Source organism: Neobacillus niacini (assembly GCF_046591715.1).
Lineage (GTDB): Bacteria > Bacillota > Bacilli > Bacillales > Cytobacillaceae > Neobacillus > Neobacillus niacini_L.
Map to the genome: position 1 here is coordinate 212,278 of NZ_JAWVNQ010000003.1, position 16,228 is coordinate 228,505.

General features: G+C 41.1%; 12 protein-coding genes. 11 read left to right on the plus strand and 1 reads right to left on the minus strand.

The window, feature by feature from the left end; genetic code table 11:
- Positions 1-6: 6 nt before the first annotated feature.
- Positions 7-240, minus strand: coding sequence for a DUF2627 domain-containing protein (locus SFC47_RS10910; RefSeq protein ID WP_411254298.1), 234 nt, complete (start codon positions 238-240; stop codon positions 7-9).
- 178 nt (positions 241-418) lie between these two features.
- On the opposite strand from SFC47_RS10910, the gene SFC47_RS10915 reads away from it, so the two are divergent.
- From SFC47_RS10915 to meaB, 11 genes are all read left to right on the plus strand, one after another.
- Positions 419-2,494: a sigma 54-interacting transcriptional regulator gene (locus SFC47_RS10915; protein WP_411254299.1), complete on the plus strand. Its 2,076-nt coding sequence runs from the start codon at positions 419-421 to the stop codon at positions 2,492-2,494.
- Between the two features lie 130 nt (positions 2,495-2,624).
- Positions 2,625-3,533 carry a phosphate butyryltransferase gene (yqiS, locus tag SFC47_RS10920; RefSeq protein WP_411254300.1) on the plus strand — a complete coding sequence of 303 codons (909 nt, stop codon included), beginning with the start codon at positions 2,625-2,627 and terminating at the stop codon, positions 3,531-3,533.
- Between the two features lie 38 nt (positions 3,534-3,571).
- Complete coding sequence (gene bcd, locus SFC47_RS10925; protein ID WP_411254301.1) at positions 3,572-4,666, plus strand: branched-chain amino acid dehydrogenase; 1,095 nt, start codon at positions 3,572-3,574, stop codon at positions 4,664-4,666.
- A 95-nt stretch (positions 4,667-4,761) separates the two neighbouring features.
- Positions 4,762-5,865 (plus strand): butyrate kinase, encoded by a 1,104-nt coding sequence (gene buk / locus SFC47_RS10930; RefSeq protein WP_411254302.1) that lies wholly within the window; start codon positions 4,762-4,764, stop codon positions 5,863-5,865.
- Positions 5,866-5,882: 17 nt separating this feature from the next.
- A complete protein-coding gene (lpdA, locus tag SFC47_RS10935; protein WP_411254303.1) occupies positions 5,883-7,304 on the plus strand; it encodes a dihydrolipoyl dehydrogenase in 1,422 nt (473 codons plus the stop codon).
- A gap of 35 nt (positions 7,305-7,339) precedes the next feature.
- Entirely contained in the window at positions 7,340-8,335 is a 996-nt protein-coding gene (locus tag SFC47_RS10940) for a thiamine pyrophosphate-dependent dehydrogenase E1 component subunit alpha (protein WP_411254304.1), read from the plus strand.
- A gap of 12 nt (positions 8,336-8,347) precedes the next feature.
- Positions 8,348-9,331, plus strand: a complete 984-nt coding sequence (locus SFC47_RS10945) for an alpha-ketoacid dehydrogenase subunit beta (protein ID WP_411254305.1) — start codon at positions 8,348-8,350, stop codon at positions 9,329-9,331.
- A 262-nt stretch (positions 9,332-9,593) separates the two neighbouring features.
- Positions 9,594-10,880, plus strand: coding sequence for a dihydrolipoamide acetyltransferase family protein (locus SFC47_RS10950; RefSeq protein WP_411254306.1), 1,287 nt, complete (start codon positions 9,594-9,596; stop codon positions 10,878-10,880).
- A 131-nt stretch (positions 10,881-11,011) separates the two neighbouring features.
- The gene (locus SFC47_RS10955) at positions 11,012-12,889 is read left to right on the plus strand and encodes a methylmalonyl-CoA mutase subunit beta (RefSeq protein WP_411254307.1); all 1,878 of its coding nucleotides are present in this window, start codon (positions 11,012-11,014) and stop codon (positions 12,887-12,889) included.
- Positions 12,870-15,068 (plus strand): methylmalonyl-CoA mutase, encoded by a 2,199-nt coding sequence (gene scpA / locus SFC47_RS10960; protein ID WP_411254308.1) that lies wholly within the window; start codon positions 12,870-12,872, stop codon positions 15,066-15,068. The genes SFC47_RS10955 and scpA overlap by 20 nt, the downstream gene beginning before the upstream one ends.
- Positions 15,069-16,187 carry a methylmalonyl Co-A mutase-associated GTPase MeaB gene (gene meaB / locus SFC47_RS10965; RefSeq protein WP_411254309.1) on the plus strand — a complete coding sequence of 373 codons (1,119 nt, stop codon included), beginning with the start codon at positions 15,069-15,071 and terminating at the stop codon, positions 16,185-16,187.
- Positions 16,188-16,228 lie beyond the last annotated feature (41 nt).

The following is a 16,228-nucleotide window of genomic DNA, read 5'->3' on the forward strand; positions in this document are numbered from 1 at the left end:
CTCTTTTTATTTTTTGAATCGATCCTGTACTTTATTTCTTTTTCTATCGCGGTGAAAAATGAATCCAGCGACAAATGCTAAACCGCCAATGAATAGAATGAGACCTGAAAGAAATTGCAGCCACAAATAGGGGATTGGGCTGTGGAGAATCCCAAATGTCATATCGCGCATTAATTTAATCCCAAAGCCCGCTAAAAAGCCTGGAATTACTAATATGAGTAAAGCAATAATCCGCTTCATAATTAAATCCTTCCAATTGTTTGATTAGTCATTAGAAATATACCCTCAAGGAAATATTAGTACAAAGATAAAATTTGTCAAGATAACCAAAAAAATATAGAATAGATAGTGAAAAATATTGCATGTTTTCGATAAGTTTGTATGAAAAAATCTTCTTTTATAAAAAAGGGGCAGAAATATGCAAAAAGTTATAATTGTTGGCGCTGGGAAGGGTGGTACAGCGGTCCTAAAACTGCTCAATGAAACAGAAGTCCTTCAGGTTAAGGCTGTTATTGACAGAAATTTAGATGCACCGGGTATTCTTTTAGCAGAGAGTCTGGGTATAAGTACAGGGATTGATTGGAAGCCGTTTCTAGGTGAAAATATCGATATTATTATTGAAGTAACAGGAAATGAACGAGTCTTTCAGGAATTAAGGAGCAAGAAGGATAAGAAAACTGTTTTAATACCTGGCAGTGTTGCATTTCTACTCGCACGGCTTCTTGAAGAAAAAGAAGAATTAATCGTGAAACATCAAAATGCCTCTTATCAGCAAGAACTAATTTTTAATGCAACAAATGATGGAATGCTGGTGATTGATGCGAAGGGGTTTGTGATTTTATTTAATCGCCGTGCCGAAGAAATGACGGGTGTAAAACGTAACCAAGCCATTGGGAAATATGTGATTGAAGTAATACCCGAAAGCAGACTGCCTCTTATCCTTGAAACTAGAAGAACCGAAACAAATCAAGAAATGATTTTGGGAAATGGCAGAAAAATCATCACAACTCGTATCCCCATCATCGAGGAGAACGGGACCTTAATGGGGGCTTTCGCTGTTTTTAAGGATATTACAGAGGTAGTGAATCTTGCAGAAGAAATTACCGATTTAAAAGAAATTCAAACGATGCTTCAGGCAATTATCCATTCTAGTGATGATGCTATATCAGTAGTTGACGAAAATGGCAGGGGACTGCTTATTAATCCGGCATATACACGTTTGACCGGTCTAACACAAGAACAGGTGATTGGACATCCTGCAACGGCTGATATTTCTGAAGGTGAAAGTATGCATATGAAGGTGCTCCAGACAAGAAGAGCGGTCCGCGGGGTTCCAATGCGTGTGGGTGCTAATAAACGGGAAGTAATTGTAAATGTAGCCCCAATTATTGTTAAAGGAAAACTCAAAGGCAGTGTCGGGGTCATTCACGATATGTCAGAAATAAAAACGCTCAACCGGGAATTGAACCGTGCACGTCAAATCATCCGTACACTAGAAGCAAAGTACACTTTTGAGGATATCATCGGAAGTTCTGAGGAAATGACTCTGGCAATTGAACAGGCGAAACTAGGGGCAAAAACACCTGCGACTGTTTTGTTACGAGGTGAATCTGGTACAGGAAAAGAATTATTTGCCCATGCTATACATAATGCAAGTGATCGAAAATACAACAAATTTATTCGGGTTAATTGTGCTGCCATTTCTGAGTCCCTCCTAGAAAGTGAATTATTTGGTTATGAAGAAGGTGCATTTTCAGGGGCAAAAAGAGGTGGAAAAAGAGGATATTTTGAAGAGGCTAATAACGGAAGTATTTTTCTCGATGAAATTGGCGAGTTGTCCGCGAATACTCAGGCAAAATTACTCAGAGTTTTACAAGAAAATGAAATCACGCGTGTAGGCGGTACAAAGCCAGTGCCGATCAATGTTAGAATTATTGCGGCAACCCATGTGAATCTTGAAAAAGGAATTGCAAAAGGTTCATTTAGGGAAGACTTATACTATCGTTTAAATCGCATGCCAATACATATACCGCCACTAAGAAATCGCAAGGAAGAAATTCCTGTACTGTGTGAAAGACTTATAGAAAAAATTAATCTGGATTACGGCAGAAACGTTGAGGGAATTACTCAAGCCGCTCTTCTGAAATTAGTGAACTATGATTGGCCGGGAAATGTAAGGGAACTTGAAAATATTCTGGGCAGGGCAATCATTTTTATGAATTATTATGAAACATACATTAATGTCCATCACCTCCCAGAACTTAAGCCCAAAATAACAGGGAATGAACAGCTAGTAACAAATCCAAATGAACTTATTCAACAGGACCGTACGTTAAATGCAATGATAGAAGATTATGAAGCAGAGATAATCCAGCAGACTCTTCACCGTTTTAATGGGAATAAGACGGCAGCAGCTAAGGCATTAGGGTTATCAGTGAGGAATCTTTATTATAAGCTTGAAAAATATAAACTTGAAAATAACAGCATGCAATAAATTTCATAGTGTGCAAAAAAATGCAGGGATTATTCTTTGTATTAAAGCGTTTTCATTAATTTCAACTTGGCACGGATTTTGCATATTACAATAATGGAGTTGCAGTTGAAGAGAAAGGGTTGATGACAACTTGTTGCTTGATTCACTGATAGACAAAGCAACCCGGCTGGATGATAACACGGTAGCTGTTGCAGCGGCAGAAGATGAAGAAGTCATTGAAGCAGTTATCGAAGCGTTAAACCTGAATCTTGCCAATTTTATATTATTTGGTGATAGAGAAAAAATTAATATGATTCTAAAAGTTAAGAACAAAGACCAGCAAAAAAGTAACAAGAAGCTGACAATTGTTCATGCAGACTCAAAAGAGTTGGCTGCAGAGCTGGCGGTTAAGGCTGTATCAACGAAGGAAGCAACCGTGTTAATGAAAGGAAATATCCCTACCAGTTCTCTATTAAAGGCAGTTTTAAATAAAGAGTACGGTCTTAGAACGGGTAATGTTCTATCACACGTGGCTGTTTTTGAGGTTCCTGATTTCGAACGATTTACCATTGTTACGGATGCAGGCATGAATATTGCCCCAGATTTAGAGCAGAAAGCTCAAATGATAAAAAATGCTGCAGCTTTGGCTTGCGCAATTGGGATTGAATGCCCTAAGGTTGCTCCTATAGCGGCTGTTGAAGTAGTGAATCCGGCGATGCAGGCGACTATTGACGCTGCTGCGTTAAGTATGATGAATAAACGAGGACAAATCTCTGGATGTATTGTAGATGGCCCGTTAGCATTAGATAATGCTGTTTCTGCAATAGCTTCTGAACATAAAGGGATCCAAAGTGAAGTAGCTGGAAGAGCTGATATTCTCTTAGTTCCCACGATTGAGGTTGGAAACGTCTTATATAAGTCATTAATATATTTTGCAAAAGCAAAAGTAGGAGCTGTTATTGCAGGTGCAAAGGCTCCAATCGTACTAACTTCTAGAGCTGATTCGGCGGAAAGTAAGCTATATTCACTTGCACTCGCCATCTGCTCTGTAACCAAATAGAATGGTATATAGCTTTCAAATTAGAGGAGGATGTTAACATGGAAATTTTCAAGTACTTAGAACAATATGATTACGAGCAAGTTGTATTTTGCCAGGATAAACAATCAGGTTTAAAAGCAATAATTGCGATACACGATACCACATTAGGCCCTGCATTAGGAGGAACTCGTATGTGGACTTATGAATCTGAAGAAGCAGCGATTGAAGATGCGTTAAGATTAGCAAAAGGGATGACCTACAAAAATGCAGCTGCAGGGTTAAACCTTGGCGGAGGAAAAACAGTTATTATTGGAGATCCTCGTAAAGATAAGAATGAAGAGTTATTCCGTGCGTTTGGACGTTATATTCAAGGTTTGAATGGAAGATACATCACGGCAGAAGATGTAGGAACAACGGTTGCGGATATGGATTTAATTCACGAAGAAACAGACTATGTTACTGGTATTTCACCGGCATTCGGCTCTTCCGGTAATCCTTCACCTGTTACCGCTTATGGTGTTTACCGCGGGATGAAAGCAGCAGCGAAGGCAGCTTTTGGTTCTGATTCTTTAGAAGGCAAAGTGATTGCCGTGCAAGGTGTTGGGAACGTAGCTTATAATCTTTGCCGCCATCTTCACGAAGAAGGTGCACAGCTGATTGTGACGGATATTAATAAAGAAGCTGTACAGCGCGCAGTGGAGGAATTTGGTGCTCGTGCAGTAGATCCAAATGAAATTTATGGAGTTGATTGTGATATCTATGCTCCATGTGCGCTTGGTGCAACGATTAATGATGATACAATTCCACAGCTAAAAGCAAAAGTAATTGCAGGGGCAGCGAATAATCAGTTAAAGGATACTCGTCATGGCGACTTAATCCATGAAATGGGAATTGTTTATGCTCCTGACTATGTAATAAATGCTGGCGGAGTTATCAATGTAGCAGATGAACTTTATGGATATAACCGTGATCGGGCAATGAAAAAGGTAGAGACAATCTATTCAAATATTGAAAAGGTTATCGAAATTTCAAAGCGTGATGGTATTCCAACTTATTTAGCTGCAGATCGCATGGCTGAGGAGAGAATTGAAAGAATGCGTAACTCACGCAGTCAATTTCTTCAAAATGGTCACCATATTTTAAGTCGACGTTAGATTAAAAAATAGTGAGGTAAAAGCGCTGAATGAGAAATTCAGCGTCTTTTCCCTTTAATAGGTAAGAAATGTGAAGGAAAATGGAGGTTAAAACTTTGCCTGATAAGAAATATCGAATGCTCGTCATCAACCCAGGTTCCACTTCAACTAAGATTGGTGTCTTCGATAATGAAATTTCCATTTTAGAAAAAACGATCCGTCATGATTCGAAAATGATTAATTCATTTGCCAATATTATTGATCAATATGAATTTAGAAAAAATACCATTTTGGAAACACTGGATACTGCAGGAATTAATATTTCCAAACTGAGTGCTGTTTGCGGGCGCGGAGGGCTGCTTCGGCCGATTGAAGGTGGAACCTATAGTGTAAATGATATCATGCTTGAAGATTTACGAACTGGTTTTGCTGGCCAGCATGCTTCCAATCTTGGCGGTATTATTGCTTATGAAATTGCTTCTGGGTTAAATATTCCTTCCTATATTGTTGATCCTGTTGTTGTCGATGAACTTGAGCCGATTGCAAGAATATCTGGTTTCTCCTTAATTGAAAGAGTAAGTATCTTTCATGCGCTTAATCAAAAAGCGGTTGCCCGGAGAGTTGCAAAAGAGCTGGGGAAGAATTATACAGATTTAAACTTGATTGTTACACACATGGGCGGGGGAATTACCGTTGGAGTACATAAAAAAGGAAAAGTCATTGATGTAAACAATGGCCTCCATGGGGATGGTCCCTTTAGCCCTGAACGTGCAGGAACTGTGCCTGCAGGGGATTTAGTAGCTCTATGCTATTCGGGGCAGTATTATCGGGATGAAATAATGAAAAAACTTGTGGGTCAGGGCGGCCTTGTCGGTTATCTTGGAACAAATGATGCGGTTGAAGTTGAAAAGAGAATTAGTGCGGGTGATATACAGGCCTCTCTCGTTTACGAAGCTATGGCCTATCAAGTAGCAAAGGAAATAGGGGCGGCAAGTGCTGTATTACGAGGAAAAGTGGATGCCATTGTGTTAACTGGCGGTCTTGCATATGGAAAAGGATTTGTGAAATCCATTACCGATCGGATCAATTGGATTGCAGATACGATAGTCCATCCAGGTGAGAATGAACTTCAAGCATTAGCTGAAGGTGCATTAAGAGTTCTGCGTGGCGAAGAAAACGTAAAAGATTATCCAGGTACATTTAAAACAGCAAAAATCTAGATTTGGGGTGTTATACAGTGTCACAAGAATACGATTTAGTCATTCTTGGCGGTGGTACCGGCGGTTATGTAGCTGCCATACGTGCCTCTCAGCTTGGCTTAAAAACAGCAATAGTTGAAAAAGGAAAACTCGGTGGAACATGTCTGCATAAAGGCTGCATTCCTAGTAAGGCACTTCTCAGAAGCGCGGAGGTTTATGCGACAGCTAAGCACAGCGAAGATTTTGGTGTTATAACAAGTGAAGTATCTTATAACTTTGGAAAAGTCCAGGAAAGAAAAAGTAAAATAATTGACCAACTCCACAAAGGCGTACAACATCTCATGAAGCAAGGGAAAATTGATGTTTATGAGGGACTGGGCAGGATTTTGGGACCTTCGATTTTCTCGCCAATGCCTGGAACGATTTCAGTTGAAATGAATAATGGCGATGAGAATGAAATGCTCATTCCGAAAAACGTTGTGGTTGCAACCGGTTCTAGACCAAGAACTCTTCCAGCACTAGAAATTGACGGTGAATTTGTCATTACCTCAGATGAAGCATTAGAACAGGAGAATCTGCCTGCTTCGATCATTATAGTAGGCGGCGGGGTAATTGGAATAGAGTGGGCATCTATGCTCTCTGATTTTGGTGTCGATGTTACCGTTATTGAGTATGCGGACCGTATTATTCCGACAGAGGATAAAGAGATTTCTAAAGAAATGCAGAGATTGATGAAGAAAAAGGGTATTAAGCTTGTAACAGGAGCTAAGGTTCTTCCTGAAACCCTGGTAAAAGGTGATGGTGTTACCATTTCTGCAGAAGTAAAAGCTGGTATGAAAGAATTTAAGGCCGATAAACTCCTTGTATCGGTAGGAAGACAAGCAAATATTGAAGGTATCGGATTAGAAAATACAGAAATCCAGGTAGAAAAAGGTTTTATTGTAACAAACGAATTCTACCAAACTAAAGAATCTCATATTTACGCCATTGGAGATGTAATTGGCGGCCTGCAGCTTGCACATGTTGCCTCACATGAAGGGATTATTGCAGTAGAACATATTGCAGGTAAAGATCCTTCCGAGCTTAATTACAATCTAGTTTCTCGATGTATCTATAGCAATCCTGAAGTATCTAGTGTTGGGATTACCGAGGAGCAGGCAAAAGAAAAAGGTCATAAGGTAAAAGTGGGGAAATTCTCGTTCCGCGCAATCGGGAAGGCTCTTGTATTTGGAGAATCCGATGGTTTTGTCAAGATTGTCGCTGATGAAGAGACCAATGATATTCTTGGGGTGCATATGATTGGTCCGCATGTGACGGATATGATTACAGAGGCAGGCTTGGCAATGGTATTGGATGCGACACCATGGGAGATAGCTCATACCATTCATCCACACCCAACTCTATCAGAAGCAATAGGTGAAGCTGCACTTGCGGTGGACGGCAGAGCTATCCATTCTTAGTTGGGAACATACGAACAATTGGGAGGTATAAATAAATGGCTGAAAATCGTCACCATGCATTAGGATTAAGTGATGAGAAGGTTTTGGAAATGTATGAAACTATGCTTCTGGCCCGCCGAATCGATGAACGGATGTGGCTATTGAATCGTGCTGGTAAAATACCATTTGTTATTTCTTGTCAAGGACAAGAAGCAGCGCAGGTAGGTGCGGCCTTCGCACTTGATAAAGAAAAAGATTATGTGCTGCCATATTATCGCGATATGGGTGTAGTCTTAACTTTTGGTATGACACCAAAAGAATTAATGTTATCTGGTTTTGCCAAAGCAGAGGATCCAAACTCAGGCGGCCGGCAAATGCCTGGCCACTTTGGTCAAAAGAGAAATCGTATTGTTACCGGGTCATCACCTGTTACAACGCAAGTTCCACATGCAGTCGGCGTTGCGCTTGCGGGGAAGATGGAAAGGAAGGATCTCGTAACCTTTGTAACCTTTGGTGAAGGGTCATCGAACCAGGGTGATTTCCACGAAGGTGCTAACTTTGCGGGTGTTCATAAATTGCCAGTTATTTTCATGTGTGAAAACAATAAATATGCTATCTCAGTTCCAATTGAGAAACAATTAGGCTGTGAAAAAGTATCTGATCGTGCAATCGGTTACGGTATGCCTGGATTTACGGTTGATGGAAATGACCCATTAGAGGTGTATAAAGTGGTGAAGGAAGCAGCAGAACGCGGGCGCCGTGGTGAAGGTCCTTCCTTAATTGAAACTGTTTCATACCGGCTGACTCCGCACTCTTCAGATGATGATGACCGCTCATACCGTGCTCCTGATGAAGTGGCAAAGGCAAAAACGAAAGATCCAATTATTACTTTTGGCGCCTATTTAAAAGAAACAGGTGTAATGAATGATGATCTTGAAAAAGAAATCAATGATCGTGTGATGAAACAAGTGAATGAAGCCACTGATTATGCTGAAAATGCACCGTATGCAGCACCTGAACACGCGCTGAAATACGTTTATGCGGATAAGTAAGGGGGATGTAACATGGCAGTAATTTCTTATATAGATGCGGTCACAATGGCCATTCGAGAAGAAATGGAAAGAGATCCGAAGGTTTTTGTCCTTGGTGAAGATGTTGGTGTAAAGGGCGGGGTTTTTAAAGCCACACAAGGTTTATATGAACAATTTGGAGAAGAGCGTGTGATAGATACACCACTTGCAGAATCTGCGATTGCCGGTGTAGGAATTGGTGCAGCGATGTACGGGATGAGACCGATTGCTGAAATGCAATTCGCTGATTTTATTATGCCTGCAGTCAATCAAATTATTTCAGAAGCAGCAAAAATTCGTTATCGCTCAAATAACGACTGGAGCTGCCCAATGGTCATTCGTGCACCATATGGAGGCGGAGTTCACGGGGCACTTTATCATTCCCAATCTGTTGAGGCTGTGTTTGCAAATACACCTGGTTTGAAAATTGTTATGCCTTCGACTCCCTATGATGTAAAGGGCCTTTTAAAAGCAGCAATCCGTGATAATGATCCAGTTTTATTCTTTGAACATAAGCGCGCATACCGTCTAATCAAAGGGGAAGTACCGACTGATGACTACACATTGCCAATTGGTAAGGCTGATGTAAAGCGTGAAGGTGATGACATTACGGTAATAACCTACGGTCTTTGTGTTCATTTTGCCCTGCAGGCTGCTGAAAAACTAGCCAAGGATGGAATTTCTGCACATATTTTGGATTTAAGAACGGTTTACCCGTTAGATAAAGAAGCCATTATCGAAGCTGCTTCTAAAACGGGTAAGGTATTGCTCGTAACAGAAGATAATAAAGAAGGCAGCATTATTAGTGAAGTATCGGCTATCATTGCAGAAAATTGTTTATTTGATTTAGATGCTCCAATTATGCGTCTAGCAGGACCTGATGTCCCAGCGATGCCATATGCACCAACAATGGAGAAATTCTTTATGGTCAATCCAGATAAAGTCGAAAAAGCAATGCGCGAATTGGCGGAATACTAAGAAAAGCGGAGGCGGCTTGGGCAGCCCCGACAAGCATAAGTCCGAGCCGGCAGGAAGGTTGGTTTTTACCTTCATGACGGATTGGCTTATGATCTCGAGGGGCTAGTCGCCGCAGCTAGACAATAAGAAAAGCGAAGGCGACTTGGGCAGCCCCGACAAGCATAAGTCCGAGCCGGCAGGAAGGTTGGTTTTTACCTTCATGACGGATTGGCTTATGACTCGAGGGGCTAGTCGCCGCAGCTAGACAATAGGAGGTAGAATTTTGGTTATTGAACAAATTAAAATGCCTCAGTTAGGGGAAAGCGTAACCGAAGGAACAATCTCTAAGTGGCTTGTTTCTGTCGGAGACAAAGTAAATAAATATGATCCATTAGCTGAAGTCATGACAGATAAGGTAAATGCGGAGGTTCCTTCTTCCTTTACAGGTACAATTAAAGAACTAGTAGCAGAAGATGGCGACACACTTTCAGTTGGAGAAGTCATTTGTACCATTGAAATAGAAGGCAGCAATGGTGAGGAAGAAAAGGTTAGTGCACAATCAGAAGTTTCTGAGACCGCTAACGTTTCAGAGGAGCCTGAACAAGGAAACAAAGCCCGTTATTCACCAGCTGTATTAAAAATTTCTCAAGAACATGGCATTGATTTAACACAGGTGACAGGCACCGGTGCAGGCGGCCGGATTACACGGAAAGACCTGTTAAAATTGATTGAAGCAGGGAATATCCCTGCTTCAGGTTCCAAGGTTGAAGCGGAGAAACAACCTGAAGTAAAGCTAGTATCAGTCGAAGAAAGTGTTCAAGCGGCACCAAAACAATCTGTTTCTGCTCCTAGTATCCCTGTTGCAGCAGGCGATATTGAAATACCGGTAACAGGAATCCGTAAAGCGATCGCTGCCAATATGCTTAGAAGTAAGCATGAAGCGCCACATGCTTGGACAATGATTGAAGTTGATGCAACAAATCTTGTCGAGTATCGCAATTCTTTAAAGGATGAATTCAAGAAAAAAGAAGGTTTTAATTTAACTTTCTTTGCCTTTTTTGTAAAAGCAGTTGCACAAGCTTTAAAGGAATTCCCACAGATTAACTCCATGTGGGCTGGTGATAAAATTATCCAGAAAAAAGACATCAATATATCCATTGCCGTTGCAACCGATGATGCCTTATATGTTCCTGTTATAAAGCAGGCAGACGAAAAAACTATTAAAGGGATTGCCCGTGAGATTTCTGAACTAGCGGTAAAAGTGAGAACCAACAAACTTCGCTCAGAAGATATGCAGGGCGGTACCTTTACTGTCAACAACACAGGATCATTTGGCTCTGTTCAATCAGCGGGAATTATCAATTATCCGCAGGCAGCGATTCTTCAAGTAGAATCAATTGTCAAGCGCCCAGTTGTTATGAACAACGGCATGATTGCTGTCCGCGATATGGTAAATCTATGCATGTCACTTGACCACAGGGTATTAGACGGATTGGTTTGCGGTCGATTCTTACAACGTGTAAAAGAAATACTTGAAAATACCTCAAAATCAACAACATCAATATATTAGAAAATTGCCGCCGCCGTTATGGCGGCGGTAATTTTTATTGCTTGATATGGCCATCTATCATACAATAAGACTAAGTTGAATTTATTGAATATTAGTTTAATTTCTGAACTCAAGGAAGGGGGAGGCAACATTTGGATCAGTTTCGAAATCAATCTTTTCCGTTAAAGACGAAAGAGGATTGGAAAGCAAAAGCAGAAGAATCTTTGAAGGGGAGAAGCATTGATACATTAAAAAGTATTACCTATGAAAATATCGTTTTGAAACCGCTCTATTCAGAGCAAGATGTTCAGGAAACACCGGATTTTCCTGGAGGGGCAGATTTTCGCAGAGGCATTAACCCGTTAGGATATGTAACTAATGAGTGGAAGGCAGCTCAGCGAATTTCTTATCGCACTTTAGATGAATTAAAGGAAAAGCTCCATGACGCCGCTAGCAAAGGACAAACTGCTATTTCATTTGAAATTTCAGAGGCTCTTATTGAAACGAAAGATACTTTAAATGAAGTACTTGGTGAGTTACCTTCTAGATTTCCGTTTGCATTGAATGGAAAAGGCCACAGGCCAGCATTGCTAGGATACTTTAGCGAGGATGAGGGACGCGCTGATCAAGTTAGTGGATATATTGCGAGCGACCCATTAGCTTTATTTGCTGAGAGTGGATTTATAGCAGGGGACTTTTTCAAGGGTTGGATCGATGAAACTAAGATGGCGAATCTAAAACTGCCAAAATTACGGACTGTATTAGTAGATACCTCAACGTACCATCAAGGCGGTGCTAATGCTGTTCAAGAACTGGGAATTGCAGCAGCAACAGGTACTTTCTATCTTCAGAAGCTGCTTGAAGGCGGAATGAAGCTTGATGAAATTCTTTCCAAAATGATTTTTCAATTTTCGATTGGCGGTAATTTCTTTATGGAGTTAGCGAAGATTCGAGCAGCGCGCATTCTCTGGGGGAAGATCACAAAAGTTTACGGAGCTGACGATAAGGACAGAGGCATGCATATTACAGCAGAAACTTCATTGTACACTAAAACAGTGTATGACCGTCATGTTAACCTTCTACGCGCTGGAAATGAGGGATTTGCAGCAGTAATTGGAGGAGTCCAGTATCTTCATATAACTCCATTTGATAGTCTAACAGTCAGTACTCCACTATCAGAACGAATTGCTAGAAACACGCAAAACATTCTGAAGGAAGAAGCATATCTTCAGAAAGTAGTGGATCCTGCCGGCGGCTCCTGGTACGTAGAAGCTTTGACTAATGAGCTTGCAGAAAAAGCGTGGAAGTTTTTTCAGGAGATTGAGGCAAAAGGCGGTATGCTGGAAGTATTGACAACTGGATGGTTACAAGATGAAATATCAGCTGTAAATGAAAAACGGAAGCATGATGTATATATTAGAAAACAAAGCATTGTCGGGACGAATGTATATGCTAGTCTTGATGAGTCTGCTCCTCTCTCTAATGAACATAGCCCTTCTGGATATTTAGTTCAGGACCCTTCATATAGGGAAATAAAAGCGATTTCAAAAACAAGATTATCAGAGCCTTTTGAAAAACTGCGTAAGATTAGTGAGAAGCTTGAAGGGAAATCAGGGCACAAACCAAAGGTTGGCATGATTTGTTTAGGAGAGTTGAAACAGTACAAGCCTAGATTGGATTTTATGAAAGGATTTCTCGCTGCCGGAGGTTTGCAAGCAGTTGAGAGTACACCAGAACAATCCTTTGAACAGGCAAAACAATTTATTCTTAGTCAAAATACAAAGTATTTTTGCATTTGCTCTAGCAATGACCAATACGAGTCCGAAGGGCATAACATTCTCTCAGCCTTGAAAAAAGAATTTCCTGATACACTATTTTACTTAGCAGGATTACCTGAAAAAGATGTACAAAAGCAATGGATAGACGAGGGTGTCGAGCAGTTTATCCATCTGAATAGTAACTGCTATGAAACTCTTGCTTCAATTTTATCAGCAATGGAGGTGACAGTGGATGAAGTCACAAAAGCCTGATTTCCAAAACATAACTCTTTTTGATGAACAAGACTTCATTACAAAAGAACAATGGCAGAACCAAGTTGAACAAGAAATTAATTCTTCCATTGATGATTTGCTTTTTGAAACCAATGAACAAATTAAGCTAAAGCCGCTTTATACATCCGAGGACACAGAAGGCTTGCAGCATTTAAATGATTTGCCTGGTCTGCCTCCGTATACGCGCGGCCCATACCCGACAATGTATGTGAATCGTCCATGGACAGTAAGACAATATGCTGGTTTTTCAACTGCTGAGGAAAGTAATGCCTTTTACCGCCGAAATCTAGCGATGGGTCAAAAAGGGTTATCGGTTGCTTTTGATTTAGCCACACACCGCGGCTATGATTCTGACCATCCCCGTGTCGTTGGTGATGTCGGAAAAGCAGGAGTTGCAATTGATTCTATATTAGATATGAAGACTCTTTTTGAGGGAATTCCGCTGGATCAGATGTCTGTATCCATGACAATGAACGGAGCTGTTTTGCCAATCCTTGCCTTTTTCATCGTTACAGCAGAGGAGCAGGGGGTTACACAGGACAAGCTGTCCGGTACGATTCAAAATGATATATTAAAAGAGTATATGGTTCGGAACACGTATATCTATCCGCCAGAAATGTCGATGAAAATTATCGCAGATATCTTTGAGTATACTTCCAAATATATGCCTAAGTTTAATAGTATTAGTATTTCTGGCTATCATATGCAGGAGGCTGGTGCTCCTGCTGACTTGGAATTAGCTTATACCCTGGCAGATGGATTAGAGTATGTACGTACAGGACTAAAGACTGGAATTGACATTGATAAGTTTGCACCGAGGCTGTCCTTTTTTTGGGCGGTAGGCATGAATTATTTTATGGAAGTTGCTAAAATGCGTGCAGCTCGTTTAATCTGGGCAAAAATGATGAAATCTTTCGAACCGAAGAACGAGAAATCCATGGCCTTAAGAACACATTCCCAAACTTCCGGCTGGAGTTTGACAGAACAAGATCCTTTTAATAATGTCATGAGGACCTTGCTCGAAGCACATGCGGCGGCTATGGGTCATACCCAATCACTCCATACCAATGCTTTAGATGAAGCAATTGCTCTGCCAACTGATTTCTCAGCTCGAATTGCCCGAAATACGCAATTATTTTTACAAGAAGAAACAAGTATCACCAAAGTTATCGACCCTTGGGCAGGTTCTTATTATGTTGAAAGGCTTACCGAAGAATTGGTTAACAGAGCTTGGACACATATTGAGGAAATTGAAAAGCTTGGCGGGATGGCTAAGGCCATCGAGACAGGTCTGCCAAAAATGAGAATCGAAGAAGCGTCAGCGAGAAGGCAGGCACAAATAGATTCAGGAAAAGAAACTATTATCGGAGTCAATCGCTTCCGACTAGAAAAAGAAGAGGCCATTGATATATTGGATATCGATAATACGGCTGTTCGATTAAAGCAAATTGAGAAATTAACACACTTAAAGTCAGTCCGTGATGAAAGAAGAGTAAAAGAAGCTTTAGCCTCATTAACTAAAGGGGCCGAAACAGGAGAAAGCAACCTGTTGGAGCTTGCTGTTCAAGCAGCAAGAGAGAGGGCTACTTTAGGGGAAATTTCTGACGCAATCGAGAAGGTTGCAAAGAGACATAAAGCGGTCATTCGGTCGATCAGTGGAGTATATAGCAAGGCATATTCAAACGAAGAGGAAATTACAGAAGTAAAACGAATGACGGATGACTTCCTTGAGAATGAAGGCAGAAGACCGAGGATTCTCATTGCAAAAATGGGACAGGACGGTCATGACCGCGGTGCAAAAATCATCGCAACTGCCTTTAGTGACTTAGGATTTGATGTTGATATCGGTCCGCTATTTCAAACTCCTGAAGAGACTGCTATTCAGGCGGTTGAAAATGATGTTCATGTCATTGGTATGAGCTCACTGGCTGCTGGTCACAAAACATTATTGCCACAACTTGCGGAGGAGTTAAGAAAGCTGGGCCGAGAAGATATTCTTATTGTGATTGGCGGGGTAATACCTGCTCAAGATTATCAATTCTTATACGACAATGGTGCCTGTGCTATTTTCGGACCAGGGACTATCATCCCGGTTGCAGCCCAAAAGGTGATCAAGGAGATTTATAAACAGCTTGGTTATGAGGAAGTGTCACAATAAATGTCTGAGGAAATGAAACCCGAATGGAGCGACCCGAAAGAACCAGAAAAATTCTCAACCATCATTAAAAAGGGTCAAGAGGCAGAGGGGCAGTCTACTATCATTGAGAAAAACCTAGTCTATCGTAAACGTCTGACAAAGGAACCTTCTGTGGAAGAGTTGGTTGATGGTGTACTGGCAGGGAATAGAGGGAAGCTTGCCCGTGCCATCACTTTGGTTGAAAGCAATGCTGAGCAGCATTTCCATAAAGCTCAGGAGCTGTTGCAAAAGCTCCTCACTCACAGTGGAAAATCAATTCGAATCGGTATAACGGGTGTACCGGGTGCAGGAAAGAGTACTTTTATTGAGACATTTGGCACTTACCTTTGTGACCTTGGGTTAAAGGTCGCTGTTCTAGCAATTGATCCTAGCTCTAGTCTTTCCGGCGGAAGTATACTTGGTGATAAAACGAGGATGGAAAACCTATCCCGGAACCCAAGAGCTTTTATCCGGCCTTCACCAACCGCTGGGAAACTGGGTGGAGTACATCGAAAAACAAGAGAAGCGATTGTAATCTGTGAGGCTGCAGGTTTTGATGTTATTTTAATTGAAACCGTAGGAGTGGGGCAAAGCGAAGTGATCATTCGCGACATGGTTGATTTTTTCATGCTCCTAGTGTTAACAGGTGCTGGTGATGAATTGCAAGGGATGAAGAAAGGGATAATGGAATTAGCAGATGCTGTGCTTGTTCATAAAGCAGACGGAGCTAATAAGGTCATAGCTGAGCAGACAAGAAAAGAATATAGCCGTATCCTGCACTTTCTTCAGCCGGCTACGAAGGGATGGGCGTCCAAAGCTTATACCTGCTCCTCTTTAACGGGTGAAGGCATTAAAGAGATTTGGGGAGTTATTAGGGAATTTGAGGAAAAAGGTAATAAATCCGGAGTATTTGCAGAGAGGCGCAAAAGACAGCAGCGAGACTGGATTTATTCCTTGATAAGCGACCAGCTTCACTACAGCTTTTTCCATCATCCTGAAGTAAAGCAAAAGCTTCCACAATTAGAAAATGAAGTAATGGCAGGAGAAAAAACGGCTGCGTCTGCTGTGGAAATTCTATTTGATGCTTTTTTATCAAAATAGGAAGAGCTGTTGATAGTTAACAGTTGTCTTTTTAGAAAAAT